Below are 25,423 nucleotides of genomic sequence, written 5' to 3'. Positions count from 1 at the left end.
GTCAAAGAGGCGGCCAAATTTATAGATGCGCAGCCTGCGCCTTGATCATGTCGTCCAGATAATCCGGCTTTGAATCATCCCGCACCAGATGCGGGTAACGCTCGCCACCGTTATAGTGGATCGTCGATGTCTGGAAGTAGTCGTTTACGACCACAAGAAGAGTCACAGGGTGGTCACCGTCTTTTGTAGTCTTGATCGCGTCCTCAAGTAAATCGTGCGTGTAAACGCGGCCATTCACACCAATGACCTTCATCCCCGACGAGATGCCCGCTTCGAACGCAGGACCTCCGACGAGAGCATCCGTCACCGTTCCGTCACTGCCAACCTGCAGACCGATCGAGTAGATGTCATCCATGTTGCCGCGTCGTCCTGGCAACTTCGCTGGCTCCCCATTCATGACCACCTTCCAACCCGCGTTCTCAATTCCGCCAACTGGCGCATCGGCGGAGGTCGAATCAAGCCTCGTGTGAAAGAACGCAGCCCAGTCAAAAGGCGCGACAGCATTCAGATCGCTCACCAGTTGCTCGAAGGTATATGTCCTAACCTGCGGACCTTGATTGGCGCCTCCATGAAACGCGTGGCAAAAGTCATCAATCGACTTCAGCCCGTGCGTCTCCCGATGGATAATGGTCGCAACCTCAAGCCAAAGCAGATCGCCTTCGTCGTAGTAATCGCTTCCACGCCGCCAACTCGGATAGCCGCTGCCGCCCCCAAAACCGAACCCCGGCACAGCGACGGCGGTATCGAGCAATGGCCGCCAGGTGCGGCCAGGTCTGCCAGGACCAAGCATCGCCGCGATGCTGGCCAGATACTGGTGATATTGTTCCGGTGTCCAAAGACCGCTGCGCGCAGCCAGCAAAGGTCCCACGAAATCCGTCAGCCCCTCATAACCCCACAGCAGATCGGTCTTCATCGGCTCTTCATAGTAAGCGACCGTCAGGTCCGCAGGACGCCGAAACTTGCCATTCCATGAGTGCGCAAATTCATGCGCCAGCAGACCTCCCAGCGCCATGCCCGCATCCGGAGAGATCAAGGTGCGCTCCGGCAGACGGCTGTCATTCGACTCATGATGCTCCAGCCCAAAATGCGCAACATGATCGCTCAGCGTAAAGAGAAAATGGTAGTCCCGATAATGGCGTGCCCCAAAAAGCTTGCCCGACTCAGCGACCAGATTCGTCATCTGCTTCTGAATCTCCGGGCTCATGTCGAGCGCGGCCTCGCTGTCTGCGACCATGTCAATCTCATGATGAATCGGCTCGCCCGGCGGAGTGAGATCGATAGCGCGATAGTATTCGCCGGCAATCACCGGAGAATCCACCAGCAGATCCAGAGAAATCGGCACAAAGGAAACCTGATTTCCCGACTGCCCCTCCACTGGCAAAGACGTGCCGAATTTCCAGCCATCCGGCATCACAAGCTTTGCCTCATAGCTCAACTGCTCCGCAGCCGTGCCAGCCGGATAGAGCGCCACTTCATTCCATTCGAGCACCAGCAGCTTGTCCGTAGCGGACCCACCCTGGGGCTCGATGTAGTCATAGTCCGCCTCCAACTGCGTTACGCCAGAGGGAATCTCCACATGAAAGGTGAATGCGTCGAGCAGGTCGCGCTTCCACGGAATGGCCTTCCCGCCGCCCTCGAATTTGAGCCCCGCAAGGCTTGCGATGGGACCATCCGGCCCGTGCTCGCCGGGAATCCACTTCGGATAGTACAGCGTAAGCGGGCCTGCCTTGACCGCCATCGTCAGATGAACGCGCAAAATCTTCTGCGGAGTTTTGGTTGCATCCACCTTGAGCGAAATGGTCTCAGCAGCCGTCGAAGCAGCGGCCACGGAACAGATCACAGCGAGGAACACAAAAAGGCGAAGTCTGCAGTTTTCCATGCACACGCTCCATCAAAAAGTCGGATTAAAGATTATCTGTGCATCATACCCTCCCCCGGATTCGAAGCAGCGAATTAAATTCAAAGTGTCTTTAACGCACCTTTATCCGGGCCGTAATTCGGTGCGTTCTCGCCCCGGGTCGCCCAAACCGGGATGTATTTGTATACTTGCGGCGGGCGACTGCACGGCACGGAATGCGTCCGTATTTATTTCAAGCGAAGTGACCTATCGAGAAAGGAACTTCAGGCATGCGCTATCCGGTCGTCCGAGCACTGCTCGCCGGAGCCGTCGTAATCCTTGCGGAGATCGCAATCAGCCAGCAATTGCCGAACGGCGCTCAGCCCGCCTCCCAGAGCACAACGCCAGACCAGCGAGCCGCCGCCACGCGCACCTTTCTCGGTCTCGGCCCTGAGCCGGACAAAGTCGCCGCAGCACGCGGCGCGCCGCTCTACCAGCAGAACTGCGCCTTCTGCCACGGCCCGCAGGCCCGCGGCGCAACCGGAGCCAGCCTCATCACCTCCGATGAGGTGCTCAAAGACGATCATGGCGAACATCTCGCGGAGTTCCTGAAAATGGGCCGTCCGGAAAAAGGCATGCCCGCCTTCGCCACCATGCCCGAAGACCAGCTCAAGGACATCGCCGAATTCGTGCATGTCCAAGTCGAGGAAGTGGCCAATCGGGGCGCTTATCATGTGCTCAACATCCTCGTAGGCAACGAAGAAAGGGGCCGCGAATACGTCTCGTCCCACTGCGTCTCCTGCCACGCCCCTGGAGCCTTCGCGCACATCGGCAGCCGCTTCCGCCTACCCGAACAACTACAGCGCGGCTGGATCTGGCCGATCCGTTCTACCAACGAATCTCTGGCCCTCACCGCAACCGTGAAAACCCCCGAGGGCGCAACCCTAACCGGGCGAGTCACACAAATCAGCGACTTTCGCATCACGCTCATCGATCACACTGGCCAGACACACATCGTCGACCGCACGCCCGGTGTACAGGTCGAAATGCAAGATCCACTCGCAGCACACCATCAGATAATCCAGTCGCTCACCAACGAAGATATGCACAACGTCACCGCCTACCTGGAGACGCTGCAATGAGACTCGCCACCGGCATCCTCATTGCAACCGCGACTCTCGCAGGCGCAGCGCCCCCTGTCCCACATGCGTCACCCAATGCTTCGGTTGACCCCGGCATCATTGGCAAAGCCCCCATTACCAGTTGGCCCACCTTCAACGGAGATTACAGCGGCAGGCGCTACAGCACGCTCACCCAAATAGCGCCGTCCAATGTAAGACATCTCACCCAGCAATGGGTCTACAAGATCACCGACGTGGGTGCCCAGCGAGGCGCGCCCGTTCCCATCATCAAGTGCACACCCTTGCTAGTCGGTGGAATCCTCTACATCACGATTCCCGATCACATCTGGGCCCTTAACGCGCGCACCGGAAACCCGATCTGGCACTACGACTGGGTCGATCACGGCGGCCATCTCGTAGGCCAGCGCGGAGTCGGTATCTGGAAGACAACACTTTTCTTTCAGACGCCCGACAACTGGCTCATCGCGCTGAACGCCAATACCGGCCAGGAGCTTTGGAAGAAGAACTACGCCGACGCCCGCAAGCAATACTTCTCGACCTCCGCGCCTCTCATCGTCAAGAACCACGTCATCATCGGCGTAGGCGGCGATGCGATGGACATGCCCGGCTTCCTCGATTCCTTCGACCCCATCACAGGCAATCTCCAATGGACCTGGTGGTCTACACCCCGCAAAGGCGATCCCGCGCTGACCACCTGGCCCAACGAACCGGCATCCGAGCACGGCGGCGGTATGACGTGGATGCCCGGCACCTACGATCCCGCGCTAAACCTGCTCTACTGGCCCACCGGCAACACTAACCCGGTCTTCGCCGGCCAGGGACGTCCCGGCGCCAATCTATGGACCGAATCCATCGTCGCCCTCGACGCCGACACCGGCGAACTGAAGTGGTACTTCCAGGTCTCGCCTCATGACACGCATGACTTCGACAACACCACCGCACCCATCCTCTTCGACCGCGTCGTAAGTGGGAAGCCGCGCAAACTGCTCGCGCAGGCAGCCCGCAACGGTTTCTTCGTAACCCTCGACCGCGTCACCGGCAAATACCTCGTCGTCAAGCCCTATGTCCCGCTCGATTATTCCTCCGGACTCTCGCCGCAAGGCGAACCGATCCCTATCCCGGACAAAGACCCCACCGTCGGCGGGTCCATCAACATCGTCAACGCCACCAACTGGCAAGCCCCTGCCTACAATCCAAACACCGGCCTGGTCTACGTGAACTCAGTCGAAGGCAAGGCTATCTACTATCTCACCGACGACAGCGATCAGCCTTCCGGCTACGGCGGCACAGGCGAGGGAATCGGCCCATCCGAGCGAGTCCTCCAAGCCATCGACCCGCTTACCGGCAAAGCCGTCTGGCGACACGTCTATCCAAACCTGAACAATGCCCCCACGACTCTCGGCCCCAGCATCCTGACCACCGCGACCAATCTCCTCATCACCGGAGACGACCAGAAGAACGCCATCATCTTCAGCGCCGATAAAGGCCAGATCCTCTGGCATCACGAACTGGGAGCCAACGAATCCGGCGGCATCATCACCTACCTCCTCGACGGCAAACAATACATCGTCTTCGGAGCCGGCGACAGCCTCTACGCCTGGAGCCTGCCACAATGAAGACCACTCATACATCCAGTCGCGTCCGATACAACGTCGTCACGCTGGCCATCGGCCTCGCCGTGCTCTCCTATGTGCAGCGCGTCGCCATCTCCCAGGCTGCCGGACCCATCGCGCGCGACCTCCATATTCCAAAGCAGCAGATGGGCCTGATCTTCGGAGCCTTTGGACTTTCGTACGCGATCTTTGAAATCCCCATGGGCCTGCTCGGCGACCGTCTCGGCGTCAAGCGAGTTCTGGCGCAGATCGTTCTCGCCTGGTCCGCCTGCACGGCACTTACCGGCGCAGCCTGGAACGTCCCGTCCATGTACGCAATCCGATTCCTCTTCGGAGCAGGCGAGGCCGGTTGCTTCCCCAATCTCACACGAATGCTCAGTGCATGGCTCCCAGCGCGAGAGCGCGTCACAGCACAGGCCCTGATGTGGGCATGCACGCGCTGGGGAGGAGCGGCCACGCCGCCGCTGGCCCTGCTCTGCATCACCTGGCTCGGCTGGCGCTGGGCCTTCGTCTGCTTCGCGGCGTTGGGGCTCGTCTGGTGCGTTATCTTCCTGCTCTGGTTCAAAGACGATCCAGCGCAACATCCCGCCGTGAACGAAGCAGAAAGGGAATTGCTTGCTTCCTCACGCGTACTCACCGCACACCGGCCCGGCGAACGAAACTGGCTCTCACTTCTGCTCACTCCGCAGGTATCGATCCTTGTCCTCCAGTACTTCTGCTTCGCCTACGTCTGGTACTTCTACATCACCTGGCTGCCCACCTATCTGCGCGAAGGGCGCGGCCAGTCTCCCACACGCGCAGCCGCTCTCGCGGTCCTGCCGCTCTTATTCGGAGGCTTCGGTTCGCTCGCCTCAGGACTCGCCCCAAAGCGCTTACCCCGTCGCGCCATCGCTTTCTGCGGCTTTCTCGCAACAGCCATCCTCCTGTTGGCCTTCGCACAGATTCAATCGGTCGTCCTCGCAATGCTGGCCATGGGCCTCGCCAGTTTTGCGAGCGACCTTACCATGCCGATCTCCTGGGATGCCTGCGTCGAAATCGGAGGCCCGTACACTGCAACCGTAGCAGCCGCAATGAATATGCTAGGCAATCTCGCCGGCTTCGTCGCGCCAGTAGTAGGCGGCATCATCCTCGAACGCACCAGCAACAACTGGAACATCCTCATCTACACCATGGCTGCGGCAGCAACCATATCCGCCATCTGCTGGCTCTACCTCGATCCTGAGTCGGCACGAAGACAGATGAACGCGTCGACGTTTTGAAAGGGCGCGGCTTTAGCCGCGCCATAAAGCAGAACAAAATGAACGTGGGCTTTAGCCCCTGAGGGAATGCATACCACTCATCCATAGCTACCTCAAAACAGGAGACACGTCCCATGAAGATCGATCTGACCGGCCGAACAGCAGTCATCACCGGCGCAAGCCGTGGCCTCGGCGAGGCAATGGCGAAAGCCCTCTCAGAATCCGGCGCAAACATCGCCCTCGTCGCACGCGATAGACAGCGCCTCACGCAGGTACGCGACACCATCGCCGCACTAGGCGGAACAGCGGCCATCTTCACTGCCGACGTAACGCAGGAAGATCAGGTCGCGAATCTGGCCGAAGCAGTCACGCAGCGCTTCGGAGCACCCCAGATCCTCATCAACAACGCCGGAACCAATATCCGCAAGAATATGGTTGACTACTCGTTGGAAGAGTTCCGAAGCGTCCTCGATTCCAGCCTGATCTCGACCTTTCTGATGTCCCGTGCCTTCGTGCCCGGCATGAAAGGTTCCGGCTACGGCCGCGTACTCAACATGACCTCAATCATGAGCCATGTTTCGCTGCCCGGTCGTACCGCGTATTCCTCCGCTAAGGCGGCGCTACTTGGGTTCACCCGTGCGCTCGCACTCGAACTGGCCGGCGAAGGAATCACCGTCAACGGAATCAGCCCCGGCCCCTTCGCAACCGATATGAACACAGCCGTCATGAACAATCCGGAAGCCAATGCGCAATTCATGGCTAGCCTGCCGATCGGGCGATGGGGAAAGATCGAAGAGATCGGCTCGCTCGCCTGTTATCTTTGTTCGGACGCAGCAGGCTTCATCACCGGAACCGACATCCTCATCGACGGCGGCTGGACTGCGAAGTAACGAGGACTGTCCATTCCCATAAACCACGTCAAACCGATACGATAGATCAGGTCAACTTACCCGGATACCGAATGCCGTCTCGAATCTTCGCGCTCATCGCACTCCTTTGCCTGTCGCCCGTCCTTCGCGCCCAATCGGACGCTCCTGCCCGTCATGAGCTCTACGGCGGCTACACCTATCTTTCCAACACCTTCAACGGAGTTCCTGGATCGCGGCAGTCGCTCAACGGATGGGACGCATCCCTCGCCTTTCCGTCGTGGCATCGCTTGCGTCTCAAACTCGACACCTACGGCTATCGCGGAACCAACCTCGGAGCACCTCAGCACGCTCTCTTCATCGAGGCCGGTGGCCAATACGTCTGGCGCTACCGCAGAGAATCCATCTTTGGCGAAGCACTCTTTGGAGACGCCGGTCTGAACAAGAACTGGGGGCCAAACCAGGCAATCGGCGTGGCTGCTTCCTTTGCGATGTTCTTCGGCGGCGGCCTGGACACAACGCTCTCGAAGCACTTCGCCTATCGTGTGGACGGCGGCTATCAGTACACCAATTTCGCTCTCGGCGCCAACCTGTATCCCCCCAATCCGTATCGGCTCCCCGGCCTGCCCAATAACTTCGGCCGTATCTCAACAGGCTTGGTCTGGCGCTTCTAGAAGAATCTCGAACCAACTTTGCCGGGAATTACTCTCAAATCAGTCAGAATAGATCAGCCAGAATAAAACCGGGCGGCATCCGAGGCGGTCTTTGCTTGTCTGACAGCGATTCGCAGAGGAAATTCGCTGTCGCAAATCAGCACTAAAACCGCCCAAAAACGCCATTTAAGCACCATGATTTCCGCTGTAAGCCATAACCTTTTCAATCGTTTACGGGAAAAATAGGACCACCCCCACCCCCCCATGAGTTTGTCGTGTCGCAAGTCCTGCATTTTCGCCCAAAAACTCAGTCCGCTATCGTCCCGTCCCAGCCGCTTGCACATGCGTCGGCGGCGGCGGCACATAGTCAATCAGCGAATCGACGGGCTTCTTCGCCGCCCATGCAATACCGCGCAGCAGCATGCGCTGAATCTGGTAATTGTCGAAGTTCGCGTACTCATGCCCTTGCATCCAGACGAAGGCCCTGGCGGGCTCGCCGCCAGGCAGCGTATGTTCGTATGTCCATATCTGCGGCACCACTTCGCCCTTGTGCGTGCCCGCGCTCGGCGTGCCCGGTATGACCGCAGTCGCCAGCACATGAATACCAGGATTCTGCGCCCATATCATGTTGTAAAAGGCCTCGTCGAAGATCGTGATGTTGGTCATGCCGCTCATGATCGGGTTGGCCGCATCTACCACGGTGTAAGGGATGGGCGCTCCGAGAGTGTAGTTCACCTCGCCATGCTTCTTCGCGCCGCCGACCAGCGTAGCGAAATACGCGGGGTCCGGGCCGCATAGCGAGTCATGCAAGCTGACCAGTCCTCCTCCGCGCTTGATATAAGCATCGAGAGCAGTTTTTTCGTCATCGCTCAGGTAAGCCGCGTCGCCCTTGTACAGGATCACAACGTCGGTGTGCTCGAGATCGGCCGCGGTGGGTGCATGCAAGGCTCCGTCAACTACCGCGCCATGCTCGGTGAGAACCTTGCTCCAGTCCGCGAGGAACTGGGGATAGTCGTGCTGCCCGGAAAAGTGCGACTTGAGCCCCGCCCATATGTAGACGCGCATCCCGCTGGGATTTTGCCCCCACGGGCGAGGCGCCTGCACAACTGCAGCGCCGTTCCCTTGCGCGTTGACCTGGGTCGTCAGCGTTGCATGAAAGACAAGCAGAAGAGCAAGAGCCGGAAGCCCGAAGCGCAGAAGCTTCGCTCTGGAATTTCGACTGGAACGAATTATGGAATGCGCCACGGCTACTGCGCACCGCAGCGCAGCAGTGTACCGTGAAAGACCTTGCCGGATGGACACAGTTGACGTCTCCCTGGAACTCTTCTTGGATTTGGCAGACTGGGATGGATCAGCGAGCGTATTTAAGGACGCACCATGGATACTAGATCGAGATTCGTGCTGTCAATTCACTCCAGTCGACGCATTGCGGCACAGCGGTATCAGTGCTTTGCCAACGGTATGGCTACCGTGAGCAAGTCTGCTAAAGTTCTGTGCTATGGAAACCCACAACCGTCGCGCGTTTTATAGACAACTCTTGCACGTCTCGGTATTCATGCTCACGGTCGGCGCAGCGGGGCAACTGCTGCTCGCTCAATCACCAGCTACGTCAACGCCGGCCGTTCCGGATTGGGCGCAACCCGGCTCCCCAACGCATGTGCAGGTACCGCCGCCCGGGGATTTTCACCGGCCCAGCAGAAATTTCGACACGCCGATAGGAGTCTTTCAGGGACAATCCGATATTGGCGCCGCAGTGGTGCCGGGAAGCGCCAGTTACGACGCCGGCACGAAGCAGTACACGATCCACTCCGCCGGATACAACATCTGGTATACGCGCGACGAGTTCCGTTATCTCTGGACGAAGGTTTCCGGAGACGTCTCACTCGCAGCCGATGTCACGTTTCCGGACCCCAAGGGCTACGGTGACCGCAAGGCAGTCCTCGTCATTCGCCAGAATCTTGAAGACGATTCCAAGGAAGCGATGCTCGGCGAACACGGCGTGGGCATGATCCACTTGGCGTATCGTCCTGAACAAGGCCAATCCATCAAGGATCTGCAATATCGCTTTGGCGGCGGCCTCAATGGTGTTCTCGCCAGGCGCGTTGGGATCGAGAAGCATGGCGACTCGATTGCAATTTTCGTCAGCCTTGAGGGAGAGCCGATGCACCAGCTTGGGCCGCCGATCACGCTGCACTTTGACGGGCCCTTTTACGTAGGTATAGGCTTCTGCTCGCACCTGCCAGCCACGTCGGATACAGCAGTGCTTTCCAACGTCCTTCTCGAGAACTCGGCAGGCCAGGTACGCTAGTTGACTGAAACGTGGTCCAGGCTGCCAGCTACAAAGTTCTGTAGATGGCAGCCTGGTGTGTTTATTCAGCGATTGTTCAGCGTTTGTTCAGCCGTTAGCCGCGCAAGCTGACCGGTGGGTGACTTACGGCCTCGAGCTTGTCATAAGCTGCCTGTGGCAACTCCAGGCCGGCAGCGGCGATGTTCTCCTCAAGGTGCGCCACCGACGAGGTTCCGGGAATAGGCAGAATCACTTTGGATCGCTTGAGCAGCCACGCCAGCGCGACCTGAAGCGGCGTTGCGTGGAGTTCCTTCGCGACTTTCTGAATGGCGTCATGCGCTTCCTTGGCCTGTCCCAGCGGAGCCCACGGAAGAAATGCGATGCCGTGCTCTTCGCAATAGTCGACGATGAAGTCGGACTCGCGATCGGCAAAGCTGTAGCGGTTCTGTACTGAGACGATGGGGACAATCTTGCGAGCGCGTTCGATGTGTTCGCGCGTTACGTTCGAAAGGCCCACGTGGCGGATCTTGCCTTGCTCGCGCAGCTTTGCCAGCGCCTCAACCGATGCCTCGAAAGAGACGGCATTGTCCGGTGCATGAAGCTGGTGAACATCGATCCTGTCAACGCGAAGCCGCTTGAGGCTGCCTTCCAGTGCTTGCGTGAGATGTTTGGGACTGGCGTTGTGAGTCCACTGACCAGGGCCCGGACGTTCCCATCCACCCTTGGTCGCAATGACCAGATCCTTTGGATAGGGATACAGCGCTTCGGCAATCAACTCTTCGGAAGTGCCGGGTCCGTACGAGTCGGCAGTGTCGATCAGGTTCACGCCCAGTTCGATGGTTCGCCGCAAAGTTGCAAGTGACGCGGCTTTGTCGGCGGGAGGTCCCCAGATTCCTTGACCCGTAATGCGCATGGCTCCGTAGCCGAGGCGATTGACGATCAGATCGCCTCCGATGGGGAAGGTTCCTGCAGCCGCTGCTGTAATTGCTTGTGTTTGGCTCATGATGATTGCTCCAAAAGTAAGGTAGAGTCTTGCGGTTGATCTTTCGAGATAAAGGAAGTTAGTCAGCCAAGGTAACTAGGATTGTGCGCGGTTCCATCGAAGTGACTGGAGGTTTTGAAGAGTTCATATTTGCCATCGGATGCGGCGTCTTTTGTACGTTCAAGCAGGCTCGCGGTCTCTGCATCGCTCATCGGTTTGAAGGTTTTTACAGCTTCGAGCGCCTGTTCAAGGACCGTTGTGGAGTCGATCCCGGTGATGACCACCGAAACCGGTTGGTTCAGCGAGTAATGCAGCGCCTCGATCGGAGTTACGGTGTTGCTTTTCAGGATGAAGTTGTCTCCAAAAGTCTTCATTGCCAGAACCGCGATTCCGCGCTGAGCGCATACCGGGACGACCTGCTTGCCGAAGGAACGGAAGTGGGCATCCATGACGTTGATCGGCATCTGCACGGTGTCGAAATGGAAGCCATGCTTTTCTGCAACCTCCAGCATGCGGAGGTGCACGTAAGGGTCTTTGTGGCCGGTGAATCCGATGTAGCGAATCTTGCCCGCCTTACGCGCGGCTACGGCCGCCTCAATCGCACCGCCCTCGGCAAAGATGCGATCCGGATCTTCCATGCGAATGACTTCATGAAACTGAACAAGATCGATGACATCGGTTTGCAGTCGTCCGAGCGATTGTTCGAGCTGCTTGTTATAGGAGTCCTTTGTTCGGCCGTCCATTTTGGTCATGAGGAAGACCTTGGAACGATAGCCGTCGCGCAGCGCCTGCCCCATTCGCACCTCGCTTAAGCCATCGTTGTAATCCCAGCAGTTGTCCATGAAGGTGATTCCGCGATCGATCGCGGAGCGAATGAGCCGGATGCTCTCCTGGGGATCGTCCTGCTTCCCAAGGTGGTAGCCGCCAAGCCCAATCGCGGAGACTTTCTCACCAGTCTTACCAAGTTCCCGGTACAGCATATCTGGAGACATCGGTCTTGAACCTCCCTGCGCCTGATTGTCGAGTGTGGATGATTGGGCCAGAGTGGCCCCAACGGCCGCTACGCCAACTCCGGCGGCTACTGCTGACTTGAGAAAACTTCTGCGTTCCATGGCACCTCTCGCTACGTTGTCCTTCACAAGATAAGGTATACATCCGCAAGCCTGGTGTGTTTATTGTGAAACGACCGAGCCGCGGATATTTCCGGCGACTCGGCATGTCCATCAGCGTCAACTGATACGTGCGGGGTCGAGGTTGGTTATGTGGCGTTATTCGCGCTGTCGCCGCCTGTGACGTCGTATGTCGATCCAGAAACCATTCTCGCAGCGTCCGAGGCCAGGAAGACGACCACGGGAGCTACATTTGCAGGGTCGATCCATGGTACGCCGAGCGGAGACTTTGTCTGCAGCGCGTTGCGTGCGTCTTGCTCGTCTTTTTGTAGGTTGCCGGACGGAGTCTTGCCACCAACTTCAAGGGCTTGCGCATAGCGTTCCTCGTGGCGTGTCAGCGGCGTGTCGATGAGTCCTGGGACCAGTGCGTTGACCGTGATTCCGTGTTTGCCGAGTTCGAGCGCCGCCGATTTCATCAGTCCGATAATTCCCCACTTCGAAGCGGAGTAAGCTGCTGCATACAGCGTGCCATGACGCCCCTGCGTCGATGTGGTCACAATGATGCGGCCTCCGCCGCGTTTCACCATTGCCGGAGCGAAGGCGCGGATCGCGTTCGCAGTGCCGGTCAGATTGGTGTCAATCGTGATGCTCCAGTCCGCATCTTCGAGTTCGAGCAGCGGCTTAAATGCCTGGATTCCGGCGTTCGCGAAAAGAATGTCAATCCCGCCGAAGTCGCGTTCGATCTGCGATGCAGCACCACGGAGGGCGGGCAAATCTCGCTGGTCGATTACGAAGCTGCGCCATTGACCGCCCGCAGCTTTGACCAACCTCCCGGTTTCCTCAAGTTCCGCGCGAGTGGCGGGAGTGACGCCGGAGCGTGGATCGACGGTAGCACAAATGTCGATTCCGGCCACGTTCGCTCCGCTTTCGGCAAAGGCGACAGCGACAGCGCGTCCGATTCCGCGCGCTGCGCCGGTGACGACAGCTACTTTGCCGTTCAGAACGCCAGGCCAGCCGGAGACCTGCTTTTTGTTCTGTGTAACTTCCTGCGCATTTGCAGCCAGTCCTGCGAATGCCGCTGCGGCGAATGCTGCGGAACCGGCTCCCAGAAAGCTCCGGCGCGATGGGCTTTCGACCTGCTCGGGGTTGTGTTCTTGATCGTTCATTTTAGTTTCTCCTGACTGCTTTTGCCGGACGGACTGCATCCTTCACCCGGCGCCTACGTAAATTCGATACACGCCATCTTTGGCGATTACTTACGCGAATCGAGATAGTGCCCGACGAAGGGCGTAATGGCAGACATATCCAGATCCCCGCTTGAGGACAAGATGGAAGCGTAGATCGACTTAGCCACCTTGGTTGCCGGTAATTCTGCGCCGGAGAGCTTGGCTGCCTTGTCAACTAGATCCAGGTCTTTGCTCATCAAACGCAGCGGAAACTGCGGCGAATAGTCGTTGTCTTTGATCTTCTGGAATTTTCCGACGAAGGCCGGAGCGATCACTGCCGTTTTGGATAAGACATCAAGAAGCACATCGCGCTCGATCCGCAGATGCTCCCCGAGCGAGACTGCCTCCGCAATGGCCTGCATGTTGACGCCCAGAAGAAGATTGACGACCAGCTTCATGCGGATTCCGCTAGTTGCCGGCCCCATCAGAAACCACTGCTTGGCAATCGACTCGTAGATGGGAACACATTGAGAGAACGTGTCCGGATCGCCGCCGGCCAGGAGGGTAATTGCGCCCGCCTCGACAGCCGCGGTTGATCCAGAAATCGCCAGATCGATCAAGAGCGCACCGCGACTCTCAGCTTCCTGATGCAGAAGGCGCGACAGCTCAGGCGAGATGGTGCTCATCTCCAGAATGATTGTTCCCGGCTCGACGGCTGCAAAGACGCCGCCCTCGTCGAAGTACACAGCCTGAACCGCTGTATCGTTGCCGAGACAGGAAAGCACGACCGCGGAATCAGCGGTCAATTTTGCGAGCGAATCGGCGACTTCAATTCCATCGCGGCTAAGGGCTTGTGCTGGTTCCGCGCTGCGATTCCATCCCTGTATATTCCAGCCCGAAGAATGAAGGCGGCGGATCAACCGGCTGCCCATGAGTCCCAGGCCGATGAAGCCAAGCTGTGTGTTTTGTTTATTGATGATTGTGTCTGTCATTCCTGCCTGATGCTCTCCTTGCCATTAGTTTTTGGATGGTTGAGAGCTGTGGAGCGATTCGCTCCACAGCCAATGTCTTTGACCTGCTAATCCTTGCGTTAATCCACGAGCTAATCTTCTAGAAAGAACTGAATATCGAGCGTGCGCAGGTAAGTATGCAGGCCCGCATCCTGAATGGGCATTACGTATGCATCGGCGTCGGAGGCGTTGACGTGCTCATGCCAATAGCCTGGAGGCGTAACGAAGGCTGCTCCCGTCACCCAGTCGACGCGAACCGCGTCCTTGATCGTGCCGTCTTCATTCAGCTCCGGGCCGAGAAGTGTGTATGCTCCCGGCTTCGCTTCCACGACAAAATCCAGTGCAACCGACTGATGGCGATGAGGAAGCTGGCGCGTGCCGGGCCCGACTACCCCGAACATGGTCCAAAGGGTGTGGGTGATGGTCATCGTCTGCTCAAAGTTCTTGTTGGCCAGCAGGACGCTGATGCGGCTGCGCTTTGAAGCCTCGGGGTCGTTCCTGGCGGCTTCGAGTTCGGCGAAAACGGCCTCTCGGGTATAAACAGTCGGGGAGAAGCGCGCTTCGGACTGCTTTGCTCCCAGATAGGCGAACAGGGGCGAGTCGTTGACCATGTAGAACGCTGTGTCTTCTTCCGCGAAGTGGGTTGCTCGCAGTCCGGGAAGCGTGATGAAATCCCCGTCCTTCCAGGTAATTGCGCCCTCGGCAGTCTCCGTGGTTCCCTTGCCGCGAATGACGTAATAGAACTCGCTGCTGGCCTTCGGAGAAGTCGTCAGTTCCTCCCCGGCATTAATGCGAACAAAGCTGGCCAACAGGCTGGGACTGGTCGCCGCATAAGAGGTTCGCAGTTCGGCGCTCAGGTCCAGCGGCGCAATGCGGCTCTTGCCGGTCGCGTAGAGGTCCGCCGCAAACTCCTTGATCGGAATGCTCGGCGTTGATCCGGACTCGATTGGGTTAGCGGCCTTGCTGTATTCAAAAATCTGGACATCCTGTGTAAGCTTGGCTGTCGGAATAAGTTCCAATGCTGTTTCAGTGCTCAAATGCGCATCTCCTTTGGGGTGAAGTACCGAACGACTTCAGCCCTGTCCATGAATCTCAGTATGGTTAAATCTGCGGCGCCGGTCTTTCCGCATCTCCCGAAGGATTTTGGATTCTTTAGAATGAAAGTACGGGCGGGAAATTGAAGCAAATTGAAGCAAACAATCCGGAACCTGCAGAAAAACGGGAAGATACGCGCATTATTCTCGTTGGAGCCGAAGACCCGCTCCCGTCGGAGCATTTCTGGTTTGAGGGCAAAGGATACTGGGTCTATGCCGCCGACCAGCCTCGCAGTGCCTGGCGCGAGCACACCCACGACTGTACTCAGGTGACCATCGGGCTGGAACCAGCTCACGTCCATGCCGAGTGGAGGAGCGGATCAAAGCCTCCAGGCCATCGCGAACTGAGCGGAAACGCGGTTTCCGTGATCCCTGCCGGGGAACCTCATCGGACACTTTGGCAACGCCGCGCGAGTCTGATCCACATTTACATCAGCGAGAGCGTGCTTGCGGACACTGCGGAGCGAATCCTGCACTCCAGTTCCTTTGAGCTGCGAACAGCGCATCTGGTGCGCGATCCGTTCATCGAAGAACTGGGGCGTGCCCTGTATCGGGAATGCGAAACGCAAAGGCTGTGCGAAGACTTCGCAGATTCGCTTGTCACGGTCCTGGCGACTCACCTCTTGCGCAGCTACAACGACAATCTGGAGGTAGCATCCGAGCCGGCCATGGGATTGGGGCCAGCCCGCGAGCGCAGGGTTCGAGAATATATTGAGCAATTTCTCGAGCGCGACCTTTCGATCGATGCGCTCGCGAAGGTGGCCAAACTGAGCGCGCATTATTTTGCGGATATGTTCCGGCAATCGACCGGCTTTACGCCGCACCAGTATGTATCTCGCCGTCGGGTCGAACGTGCTCAGCAATTGCTAAAGGACGCGGATGTTTCGCTGGCTGAAGTGGCTTATCGCTGCGGCTTCGCCAGCCAGAGCCAGTTCACGACAATTTTCCGGCGGTTCACCGGAGCCACTCCGGGGAGATTTCGTACCGAGTGATCGCGCCGCTCGTTACGGTCTCGGTGGACGATGAGTGTCGGGAATGATGATCTCGCGCCGCCCAAATAGGCGCGCATCCAAAGAGAACGCTCCAGGGCCAAGAAAGACCAGAGCTATTAAGACCGCCGTGATGTCGACAGATGTCATCCTGCTTCGCCAGTCTCCAAGGGGGATCGATGAAAGCAGAGAAAGGACTGCCGTTGAGCTTGCAATTGCCGCCGCAGCGCTGACAATCGGAGTCAGAAAGCCCGTGAGCAGGCAAGAACCGGCGACAAGCCAAGTCGCGCCCATAAGCCAGATGCTGGATTTCGACGAATCCTGGGCGAGCAGGAAACCAAGTCCGAGATCGATCAGCCGATAACTGACCGCCAGACGCAATAGCAGCAGGCCGATACCAGGCCAACCGCCCGGAAAAGAGGAGAAGAGCCGCTGCAGGATTTATCCTCCAGGGACCTCAATGAGATTCCTCTGAAAATGATATCGAGCAGCAACTCAGCCCGCATCCCTGAGAAGAATGGAATGGAGGTACCCCATTCAAGGGATCGGCAGCGAAGCGCATGGAAGCCATGCAAGAGAGGCTTACTCGTCCAGCAGGACAATCAAGCTCAGTTGTGGAGACGGTATCTCCGCTGGAACATACACGCCGATCTGGCGGGTTTGCACGATGTGATCCCAACACGGACCGCCGCGATTGACGGCAAAGTACTGGCTTTCGACGCGAGCGGCAATCTGCGGCGGTGGTACGGAAAGATGATTCAAAGGCAGGCCGGGCAACGCGCGCTTGATCAGCTCGAGCACAAAGCGTGCAGAGCACATTTTGGAGAGCTTTGGCACGCGCGCGATGAGATCAGCCTCGCCGATGGGAGACGATATCTCCAGAATCCAACGCGCCGGTCCAATGCAGCGCTCGTCCTGGATCTCTCCCTGGTAGAGGAAAGTCTCGACCTGGCTGAGGGGGATCTTGATGGCCTTGGAGGGCATCACGATCTCAAGATGACGGCGGATGTGTTCATCGAGGGCCGCGAAACGCGCTCCAAGCTCCTGATGATCATAGGCAGGCAGCGAGCGGGGATGGACCTCCAGCCCAAAGGTGCACAGAGCCCCGGCGAGACGGGACATCTCGCGGAAAAGCTCCTGGGGATGGGCGTGGCGCGAGAGCAGGAAATGGCGCAATGGCGACACGTTCGAGTTCAGCGCATGGAGGAACCAGTATTGGGCCACGTGGCGGGCTGACATGCCTGCCTGGAAGACACCATCGCGCTGCTGCTGCTCCTGGGTGAAGACAGTGCTCTTTTCATCCAGAATCTCGATGAGACGGCGCAGCATGTCAATCAATGCTGGGCTGGCGCTCAGGCTGAGGCAGGGAGGCACAAAGGTGTGATCCGCCTCATAATGACCGGAACCGTCGCGGAGGATGCGAACAACCGGGAGGCTTACGCAGTGATCCGTGACTTCCGCTTCGGCCAGCAGTTGGAGATTCTTGCGTCCGATCTTGATCGGCTTTTCGTCGAGGCCAGTATTTTGGTCGGGCAGCATCTGATCGACGCCTTGATAGCGGATCTGAGTGGATGGTGCGGCGGCGCTTTGCAGGCTGGTATTTTGGCCATCGCGCAGCGCAACCGGAACCGCCAGGTGCATGGTGAGGTGATCGGCCACGGGCGAAAACAATGCGGCGAAATCCCTCGGCGTCGGAGCAATATCTGAGCCGGGCAGGTCAAAGGCGAGTCCGTCGGAGAAGAGACCGCGCGCGTGGGTCAGCGCCAGGGTGCCGTTGCGCAGAGCGTCCGGGTCGAACTGAAGCCCCGCAAATCCATAGGCGTCGCGCCATAGGCTGGTGGTAACGAAGTCCAGGGCGTCTTCAAAGTAGCGGCTTTGGGCCTGAAAATGGTGCGGGCCAAGATACATCCCCTCAGACCAGACGGGTTTTGTCAGCGTTCTCATTTCGCTCCACCCGCCTGTGGAAGCAGGATGATCAGCTCCATCTGAGGATTTGGGATATCTGCCGGAACATGGGCGCCGAAGTTGCGTGCGCGGGTCACCGTGTCCCACGCTGCGCCGGACTGATTAAGGCTGAAGTACTGGTACTTCATCTTGATTGGAATCGCGCTGGGGGGACTCGATACATGAGTGAGCGCAATGCCGGGCAATGCGTTGCTGATGAGCTGTTCGATGTGCGTCGCGGAGCAGAGCTTCACCAGTTGCGGGACGCGGCGAATGATTGTGTCTTCGCTGGTGTCTGCTGAGAGCGCAAGGTACATGCGCGTGTTGTTGAGGTACTTGTCCTGATCGATCGCCGCCGCGTAGATCGTATTGTTGACGTGCTTCAGGGGCAGAGAAACGACATTGGTCGGCACGACTGTCTCAAGCAGGATGCGAAGCTTCTCGTCGAGATCGGTAAAGACCTTGCTCAGATTCAAATGGTCGTAAAGCGGCAGGTCGCGCGGGCGGATCGTGTTTGAAAAGGTGGTGAGCGATGCGCCGAGCGCGGTGAGGGCCGAGAAGAGTTCCTCCGGATGACAGCGCTGGCCTTGCAGTAGGTGGCTGAGTACCGGGATGTTGGAGTTGACTGTGTACAGCAGCCAGAAATTAGCGATGTCCGATGCGGTAAAGTCGGCCAGGCTCTGGTTCTTTTGCCGGCGGCTGCCGGAAAGCTGCGTGCTTTTGGCCGATAGTATCTCCAGAATGCCGTTAATCAGGCTGCGCAGGTAATCGCTGGCGCGCACTTCGAGAAGCGGAGGAACAAAGCGCGTATTGAACCGGAACGCGCCGGACTCGGTTTTCTCCACATTAGCGATGCGCAGCGCGGAGCTGCCCTCGCGAGTTTCGTTCGCGGCCAGCAAGCGCAGGTTCTTACGAGCAATCTGGATCGGCTTTTCGCCGGTGCCGGTGTTGTCATCGCGGACGGTGGCAATCTCAGCAAGGTAGCGAGAGCCGGCCACTCGGCCCAATCCGGCGACGTTCAATCCCTTCTGCTTGTAATCCGGTACGGTCAGGTAGATGTCGAGGTCGCGCACGCCGGGATCGAAGAACTCGGCCAGTGCTTTTGAGGGGGGCGGCTGATCCGGGCCCGGAATATCGAAGAGCAATCCATCGGGAAAAATGCCGGAAGCGCGGGTGACAGCCAGTTGCCCGTCAGCGAGCAATTCCTGATCGAGCACGACCTCGCTGAACCCCCAGGCGCAGAACTTGAGCGCCTGCAGCCGGAAGTTCAGGCTGTCTTCCAGGAACCTGTCCTGAAGCTGCATGTGTTGCGGCGTCAGGAAGGTGCCTTTGCTCCAGAGGACGGGCTGTAGTTGCTTCATGGGCGATGACCGGACCTTTTGTACGATAACAATTCAGAGCGAGGTGAGCAACGGCGGAAGCTCGCCAGTATGCGGCTACGAGTTCATCTTGGTGCCTTTGCTTCCGTCGTCGGCCTCATCCGGTTTCGTGGGATCGGTTGGACTATCGGGACTTGTGGGATCAGTTGGACTTGAGCCGCAGCCCGAGCCCGCAGAGCCTCCGCTATTGATCATGACCATGGTTCCAACGATCGAGACGCCGGCTGGATTGATATCGATGTAGTTGCCTCCGACTTTGAGGCATATCTCTGTGCCGGCTTCCAGCACCACGGTCATTCCGGCCTTGAGATGGATCTGCTCGCCCGCCTGATGTGCGTAATTGGAGCCGGATTTTTCGTACAGATTCTGGCCCACCTGGAGCGACAAGGTGCTACCGATTTTCTGGTTGAGATTTCCGGAGATGTTGCTGTTGAGGTCGCCACTGATCGTTTCGACGTGATTTCCGCTTACCTTCTCATTGCGGTTTCCCGCGATTGTGATGGTCTCATTTGCTCCTAACTGTTCCTGCCGGTCTCCTCCAATCTTGACGATATTCTTGCCAGTTATCTGTTCATGGCGGTCGCCGCCCACGCTTTCCATCTGGTCTTTGGTTACGATCAGGCTGCAGTTGTTGCCGATCCATTCGCGGGTGTCGTTTACGACGTAATTGTCATAGTCTTTCTGGCTGCGGAAAAAGACCTGTTCGCTGCCGGTCTTGTCTTCGAAGCGAAGTTCGTTGTACGTGCTGCTGCTGCCGCCTTTGGAGCTCCGCGTCATGAAGGTGCTGCGAGTCTGGTTGTCGGGAAGAGCATAGGGAACGGTTTGGGTAGCGTTGTAAACGCGCCCGGTGATGATCGGCCGGTCCGGATCGCCTTCGATGAAGCTGACAATGACTTCCTGCCCGACGCGCGGAATCGTGATGGCGCCCCATCCTTGTCCTGCCCAGTCCTGCGAGACGCGAACCCAGCATGAGCACGCAGTCTTGCGGTCCCATGGAAACAGCACCACCACGCGGCCGTACTTGTCGACCCAGATCTCTTCGCCATCGGTGCCTGGATCATCGGCACTGCTGTTCTCGGTGTCCTGGCTCTTGCCGACAACGGTCGCGGTCTGAACTCCCTGCACGAATGGCTTGGGCGTAATGCGAGCGGGCCGGAATGGAACCGTAGCCGGAATGCAGGTGAAGAGATTGGAATAACTGTCTTTGCCCTCGCCCTCGCCGCCGCCGCTGGTCGAGTATGACTCGGCGACGGAGGCAATGTGCTGGATCTCAGTGAGCACATAGGTGTCGTTCAACGCGTCCTGGGGGTGGTCCTCAAGTTCGAATTTGTAGCCGGTCGTGAAGGCGCGGCAGACGCTGCTGCCATGGGCAAGCAAATGGTCCGCTTCCACTTCCTGCATGCGCAGCTTGGCAAAGGAGGTGCCATCACCCCGAGTCGTGTATTCGCCGGGATAGTCGAAGACTTCAAAGCCGGAGTTGCCTCCGACCTCGTAAACAGTCGACTCGCTCGCCAGCAGGTTGGTTGAGGGAGTCACAAAATAATAATCCGTCAACGTATACTTTCCGCTTTTCAGTTCCTGTTCGAGGCTCAGGGAGTTGACGACGTCGTCGGCGTCCAGTCCGCCGCCCGCGAGGTTGTATCCCGCGCTCGACTGTCCGGGGCAATCCTGGTGAATGCTCGAAGAATCGGCAATCACCATCGTGTGCTTGCCTGACTCATGCTCGAAGAAGTAGAAGATCCCGTTCTGTTCCATCAGGCGCGAGATGAAGTTGAAGTCGGTCTCTCGATACTGCACGCAATATTCGAGCGGCGAATAGGTGCCGCTGAGCGACATTTTGAAATCGGTAAAGCTGCGATCGGAGAAAACCTGTTGAATGATGTCTCCGATCGTCTTGTTGTGGAAGATCTTGCAATCGGCGTAGCGGGTCAGCATCCATGTCCATGGAACTACTTCCATCTGGTAGCGCATGTACTGTGTATCTCCGCCGCTTTGGGCGAACCGGCTGACGAGGCCATTGAAGTAGCGGGGAGTGTTGTCCGACTGGCTGATCGATATCGTTACGTTCTTGCCGACGATTTGGGAGAAGTCGATGGGGCCCTGCTCCGTGAGGAGGTCGAGATGGAAGCTGAAGAGGCGCGAAATCGCCTCATGTCCGCTGAAACCGGCGAGCAGCAGTACATCGTCGCCGAGCGGCGTGGTAATGGAGATGAGACGGCCTTCTTGTGAAGTAGGCATAAGCTGAATTCAAACCTTCCTGGCTGTCGTGATTACAGAGTGTCCGGCAGGCGTGTCAATCCGCGTGTATTCTCTGCATCCGTTAAGCATTCTTCCTTTTTGATCTCCCGCCAATCCTGGTGAAGCACGCAGCAATGAGCGCCCAGACCAGGGCGTTGATGACGATCTCGCAGGGTGCCTTGAACCATTGCAACTGATGCAGATTCCAGGAAGAATTCCACAGAAACTTCTCAATCAACCAGGTCGCTGCGATATCTCCAGGCAAGAGAAATATTACGCTGATGACCCAAAGCCAGGGTCCCGCCGTGCTCGAATGATCCGAACTGAGCCAGGTAGCTACTTCTCCTGCGATCTGACAAATCACGAAAACTACGAGCACGGCGCGGGTCATGGATTTCCTTGAGGCTTCCCTTGACCGGTAGGGATGTCATTCTTGTCGGTGCTGATCTTGACTTCAATTCCTTCCGGATGGGGCATCAGATCGTGAAGGCCGATGTCAGTGCGATTCGACATCCTGACGCATCCATGTGATGTAGGACTGAGCAGAGAATTCAGAGCCGTGAATGGGTTCCAGGACGGGCCCATTGTGCCATGAAGATAAATTCCCCTACTTTCCAATTCCTTCAGATGCAGTTGGAAGGGACCGAATGCGTTGAGGCCCAACGGCGACTGATCCCAGGGCGTGTTCGCATAAGACCCGTACTTCTGGGAAACATGATTCGATTCCCAACGCAAGGCGTGGTAGGTTCCGGTTGGCGTCGGCGAATCTTTCCCGCCGACAACTACGTCCCCTTTCAAAAGGATCGAGCCATCCGGAGCGACCGCAAAAACCTCTCCGGTTGAAGTATCTGCATTGAAGACCACTACGACCCGTTTCACACGATTCGAAGTCGGAACCGGCTTGACGGAAGCGGGTGTTCCAGTTGGATGTGGCTTCGTATGCTGATTTTTCTTGTGGCCAGACGAAGGTTCTCCGGAATGAGAGTGCGTGTTGCCCGAATGGGCGGAATGACCGTTCCCGGCAGTTCCGGTTCCGGTTGGTCCGGGATTACGATGTCCGCCCATGGCCTCTCGTTTCTTGCAGCTTCAATTGCTGGTATCCGCTTGTTCCTCCAAGCGATGCATCCTGGTGATGCATCATTGATAAACAAACGACCCATCTTCCCCGATGCTGACGTGAATTGCGCTCATCTTCTCGCCTTCGGCCATGCCACTCAGTATCGTGCGTGAGATGTCCGGCAGCAGAGAATTGGTGAGGATATTATCCACGTTTCTTGCGCCGCTTTCGACTTCGGTGCAGCGGCTTGCTACTTCGTTGAGGAATGCGTCGTCGTAGGAGAGCTTCACTTTGTGGTTCTCCTGAATGCGGCGTTGAATCTTGCCCAGCTTGAGCCGGATGATCTGTTTGAGCGCTTCGTCGCGCACGGGATAATACGGGATCAAGACCATGCGACCGAGAAATGCCGGCTTGAAGATCTTGTTCAGCTCTGGCTTCAGCGTGTCGATGAGCGCACGCGGACTGGGCGCGGTCTCAGGGTCGGCGACCAGCTTCATCAACTGGTCCGTGCAGGCGTTGGTCGTGAGGATAATGATGTTGTTCTTGAAGTTGATGGAGCGGCCTTCGCCGTCTTCCATATTGCCCTTGTCGAAGACCTGGAAGAAGAGCTCCAGCACATCGGGATGAGCCTTTTCGACCTCATCGAGCAGCACGACGGAGTACGGCCTGCGGCGAACGGCTTCGGTAAGTACGCCGCCTTCGCCGTAGCCCACGTATCCCGGAGGCGAGCCTTTCAACGTGGATACAGTGTGCGGTTCCTGAAATTCGGACATGTTGATGGTGATCAGGTTGTGTTCGCCGCCGTATAGCAAGTCGGAAAGCGCAAGGGCCGTTTCGGTCTTGCCTACGCCGCTCGGGCCCACGAGCATGAAGACACCCACAGGCTTGTTTGGATCGTCGAGCGAGGCTCGCGAGGTCTGGACGCGCTGGCTGATGATTTCCATCGCATGGGGCTGGCCGATAACGCGTCTGCCGAGATGGTCTTGAAGGCTGAGGATGGTCGCGATCTCGTCCTTGAGCATCTTGCCTGCGGGAATTCCCGTCCACGCCGAGAGCACTTCGCCGACAATCTGCGCGTCAACGCATACCTGGATGAGCCCTGTTTCTCCTTGCAGCGCGGCAAGTTCCGCTTCGAGGGCCTGCAACTGCGCTCTGGGAGATGGAGCCTCTGATACTGGCCCCGTTGTTGCCTCCGCTACTGCCTCTTTCGTTACTTGCGGGGCTGTTTCTCCAGCGTCGTCCGTCGGCGTCGCTTCAGCAGGCGTTGCAGAAGCCTTCTTGCCGTGGTCGGCTTCGAGCTTGTCGCGCAATTCGCGAATCTTTGCGACCAGCTCGCGCTCCTTGTCCCAACGGGCCTGCAATGCCTTCAGCTTTTCCTCTGCGGCCTGCTTCTGTTCAGCAATCTCGGCCAGTTTCTCCTGATGGTCCGCGCCGACGATCTCTTCGCGTTCGAGGATTCGCGTCTGCACTTCCAGCGCGTCGATCACTCGCGTCAGGTCCTCAATGGCTGGCGGCGTGGCGTTCTGGCCCAGCGAAAGCCGGGCGCAAGCCGTGTCGAGGATGCTTACCGCCTTGTCGGGCAACTGGCGCCCCGCAAGGAAACGATGCGAGAGCCGGACGCTGGCAGCTACCGCGCTATCCAGAATGCGTACATTGTGGTGCTTCTCCAGCGACGCCACCAGTCCGCGCATCATGATCATGCACTGATGCTCGCTTGGCTCTTCGACCTTGACGACCTGGAACCGGCGGGCCAGCGCGGCATCTTTCTCGAAATACTTCTTATATTCTGACCACGTGGTTGCGGCGATAGTGCGCAATTCGCCGCGGGCCAGCGCAGGTTTAAGCAGGTTGGCGGCGTCGTTCTGCCCCGCCTGACCGCCTGCGCCGATCATGGTGTGAGCCTCGTCGATGAAGAGAATAATCGGCGTGGCAGAAGCTTTCACCTCTTCGATCAATCCCTTGAGCCGGTTCTCGAATTCGCCCTTGACGCCTGCACCGGCCTGTAGAAGCGCCATGTCAAGCGTATGCACTTTCACGTTTTTCAGTGGTGGAGGCACATCGCCCTGCACGACTCGAATGGCAAAGCCTTCGACGACGGCCGTTTTGCCTACGCCCGCCTCGCCGGTGAGGATGGGGTTGTTCTGACGGCGTCGCGTGAGGATGTCGATGACCTGACGAATCTCCGCATCGCGGCCCAGCACCGGGTCGATTTTGCCGCGCTTGGCATTGCTTGTCAGATCAACCGTGTATTGGTCGAGATTCGGCGTCTTGCCGCCCATGGGCTTTGCGCCGCCTTCGCCTGTCCCGGATGAGCCGATAGCTGCTCCGCTGGTTGTCGTCTCGCTGGAGAGCGCTACGATGCCCATCAGATCCTTGCGCAGCGCTTCGGCGTTGATCTTCTGGAATTCCTTGCTCACGTCGTGGATCAGTCGCGAAAGCTCCTCGTCGGAGGCCAGTGCGAGAATGGTGAACCCGGTGCGGACCTGGCCCGCGTTGAAGTCGATCGAGCCGATGGTCCACGCGGTGGTCAGCATCTTTAGGACGGTGGGACTGATAGCCGGAGTGCGCGCGTTGCCGGACTTCAGCTTGTCCATGCTACGCGCCAGTTCGGCAGTGAGCCTTGATTTGTCGATCTCAAAGTGTTTGATGATTGCCGCGAAGTCGCCCGAGGACGAGTCGAGCAGCTTGGTCAGGTAGTGCTCAACTTCGATGTCGTAGTGGGTGCGGGAAAGACACAGGCCGGCAGCGCCTTCCAGCGCAGCCCGCGAAGGGTCGTTCAATTTGGCAATCAGTGCTTTCAGGTTCAGTCCCATGGTTCC

20 protein-coding genes are annotated in these 25,423 nt (G+C 58.0%); 7 read left to right on the top strand and 13 right to left on the bottom strand.

The features are described from left to right. Window positions 1-19: 19 nt before the first annotated feature. The gene (locus tag OHL23_RS13470; protein WP_263352405.1) at window positions 20-1,879 is read right to left on the bottom strand and encodes a M61 family metallopeptidase; all 1,860 of its coding nucleotides are present in this window, start codon (window positions 1,877-1,879) and stop codon (window positions 20-22) included. Window positions 1,880-2,127: 248 nt separating this feature from the next. Between OHL23_RS13470 and OHL23_RS13465 the strand changes: the two genes are divergently transcribed. The 5 genes from OHL23_RS13465 (at window position 2,128) to OHL23_RS13445 (ending at window position 7,370) form a co-directional block, all read left to right on the top strand. Continuing rightward, the gene (locus OHL23_RS13465; protein WP_263352404.1) at window positions 2,128-2,979 is read left to right on the top strand and encodes a c-type cytochrome; all 852 of its coding nucleotides are present in this window, start codon (window positions 2,128-2,130) and stop codon (window positions 2,977-2,979) included. Next, window positions 2,976-4,595 (top strand): acido-empty-quinoprotein group A, encoded by a 1,620-nt coding sequence (locus tag OHL23_RS13460; protein ID WP_263352403.1) that lies wholly within the window; start codon window positions 2,976-2,978, stop codon window positions 4,593-4,595. The genes OHL23_RS13465 and OHL23_RS13460 overlap by 4 nt, the downstream gene beginning before the upstream one ends. Next, window positions 4,592-5,851 (top strand): MFS transporter, encoded by a 1,260-nt coding sequence (locus OHL23_RS13455; RefSeq protein ID WP_263352402.1) that lies wholly within the window; start codon window positions 4,592-4,594, stop codon window positions 5,849-5,851. The genes OHL23_RS13460 and OHL23_RS13455 overlap by 4 nt, the downstream gene beginning before the upstream one ends. A 113-nt stretch (window positions 5,852-5,964) precedes the next feature. Beyond that, on the top strand, window positions 5,965-6,720 hold the full coding sequence (locus tag OHL23_RS13450; RefSeq protein ID WP_263352401.1) for an SDR family NAD(P)-dependent oxidoreductase: 756 nt from the start codon (window positions 5,965-5,967) through the stop codon (window positions 6,718-6,720). A 71-nt stretch (window positions 6,721-6,791) separates the two neighbouring features. After that, window positions 6,792-7,370, top strand: a complete 579-nt coding sequence (locus OHL23_RS13445) for a hypothetical protein (protein ID WP_263352400.1) — start codon at window positions 6,792-6,794, stop codon at window positions 7,368-7,370. Between the two features lie 294 nt (window positions 7,371-7,664). Here OHL23_RS13445 and OHL23_RS13440 read toward each other — a convergent pair whose 3' ends face one another. After that, window positions 7,665-8,651, bottom strand: coding sequence for a ThuA domain-containing protein (locus tag OHL23_RS13440; RefSeq protein ID WP_263352399.1), 987 nt, complete (start codon window positions 8,649-8,651; stop codon window positions 7,665-7,667). A 196-nt stretch (window positions 8,652-8,847) separates the two neighbouring features. Between OHL23_RS13440 and OHL23_RS13435 the strand changes: the two genes are divergently transcribed. After that, the gene (locus OHL23_RS13435; protein WP_263352398.1) at window positions 8,848-9,657 is read left to right on the top strand and encodes a biopolymer transporter Tol; all 810 of its coding nucleotides are present in this window, start codon (window positions 8,848-8,850) and stop codon (window positions 9,655-9,657) included. A 94-nt stretch (window positions 9,658-9,751) separates the two neighbouring features. Here OHL23_RS13435 and OHL23_RS13430 read toward each other — a convergent pair whose 3' ends face one another. The 5 genes from OHL23_RS13430 to OHL23_RS13410 all read right to left on the bottom strand — a co-directional run bounded on the left by OHL23_RS13430 (window position 9,752) and on the right by OHL23_RS13410 (window position 14,940). After that, window positions 9,752-10,639: an aldo/keto reductase gene (locus tag OHL23_RS13430; protein ID WP_263352397.1), complete on the bottom strand. Its 888-nt coding sequence runs from the start codon at window positions 10,637-10,639 to the stop codon at window positions 9,752-9,754. A 62-nt stretch (window positions 10,640-10,701) separates the two neighbouring features. Then, on the bottom strand, window positions 10,702-11,730 hold the full coding sequence (locus OHL23_RS13425) for an aldo/keto reductase (RefSeq protein WP_263352396.1): 1,029 nt from the start codon (window positions 11,728-11,730) through the stop codon (window positions 10,702-10,704). Window positions 11,731-11,876: 146 nt separating this feature from the next. Next, entirely contained in the window at window positions 11,877-12,893 is a 1,017-nt protein-coding gene (locus OHL23_RS13420; RefSeq protein WP_263352395.1) for an SDR family NAD(P)-dependent oxidoreductase, read from the bottom strand. Window positions 12,894-12,979: 86 nt separating this feature from the next. Beyond that, window positions 12,980-13,885 (bottom strand): NAD(P)-dependent oxidoreductase, encoded by a 906-nt coding sequence (locus tag OHL23_RS13415; RefSeq protein WP_263352394.1) that lies wholly within the window; start codon window positions 13,883-13,885, stop codon window positions 12,980-12,982. Window positions 13,886-13,995: 110 nt separating this feature from the next. After that, window positions 13,996-14,940: a cupin domain-containing protein gene (locus OHL23_RS13410; protein ID WP_263352393.1), complete on the bottom strand. Its 945-nt coding sequence runs from the start codon at window positions 14,938-14,940 to the stop codon at window positions 13,996-13,998. Window positions 14,941-15,080: 140 nt separating this feature from the next. Between OHL23_RS13410 and OHL23_RS13405 the strand changes: the two genes are divergently transcribed. Beyond that, window positions 15,081-15,989, top strand: coding sequence for an AraC family transcriptional regulator (locus OHL23_RS13405; protein WP_263352392.1), 909 nt, complete (start codon window positions 15,081-15,083; stop codon window positions 15,987-15,989). A gap of 579 nt (window positions 15,990-16,568) precedes the next feature. On the opposite strand, the gene tssK (OHL23_RS13400) is transcribed toward OHL23_RS13405, so the two are convergent. From tssK (OHL23_RS13400) to tssH, 6 genes are all read right to left on the bottom strand, one after another. Then, on the bottom strand, window positions 16,569-17,930 hold the full coding sequence (gene tssK / locus OHL23_RS13400) for a type VI secretion system baseplate subunit TssK (RefSeq protein WP_263352391.1): 1,362 nt from the start codon (window positions 17,928-17,930) through the stop codon (window positions 16,569-16,571). Further along, on the bottom strand, window positions 17,927-19,291 hold the full coding sequence (gene tssK / locus OHL23_RS13395) for a type VI secretion system baseplate subunit TssK (protein ID WP_263352390.1): 1,365 nt from the start codon (window positions 19,289-19,291) through the stop codon (window positions 17,927-17,929). The genes tssK (OHL23_RS13400) and tssK (OHL23_RS13395) overlap by 4 nt, the downstream gene beginning before the upstream one ends. Window positions 19,292-19,366: 75 nt before the next feature. Then, window positions 19,367-21,547: a type VI secretion system Vgr family protein gene (locus OHL23_RS13390; protein ID WP_263352389.1), complete on the bottom strand. Its 2,181-nt coding sequence runs from the start codon at window positions 21,545-21,547 to the stop codon at window positions 19,367-19,369. Between the two features lie 82 nt (window positions 21,548-21,629). Then, window positions 21,630-21,938, bottom strand: a complete 309-nt coding sequence (locus OHL23_RS13385) for a hypothetical protein (protein WP_263352388.1) — start codon at window positions 21,936-21,938, stop codon at window positions 21,630-21,632. Further along, the gene (locus OHL23_RS13380) at window positions 21,935-22,612 is read right to left on the bottom strand and encodes a L,D-transpeptidase (RefSeq protein WP_263352386.1); all 678 of its coding nucleotides are present in this window, start codon (window positions 22,610-22,612) and stop codon (window positions 21,935-21,937) included. The genes OHL23_RS13385 and OHL23_RS13380 overlap by 4 nt, the downstream gene beginning before the upstream one ends. A 72-nt stretch (window positions 22,613-22,684) precedes the next feature. Next, window positions 22,685-25,417 (bottom strand): type VI secretion system ATPase TssH, encoded by a 2,733-nt coding sequence (tssH, locus tag OHL23_RS13375; protein ID WP_263352385.1) that lies wholly within the window; start codon window positions 25,415-25,417, stop codon window positions 22,685-22,687. Window positions 25,418-25,423: the final 6 nt, after the last annotated feature.

Origin of the sequence: Acidicapsa acidisoli (assembly GCF_025685625.1) — a bacterium.
Classification (GTDB): Bacteria; Acidobacteriota; Terriglobia; order Terriglobales; family Acidobacteriaceae; genus Acidicapsa; species Acidicapsa acidisoli.
The sequence above is the reverse complement of the archived record's forward strand: the minus strand, read 5'-3'. Positions and strand labels throughout refer to the sequence as shown.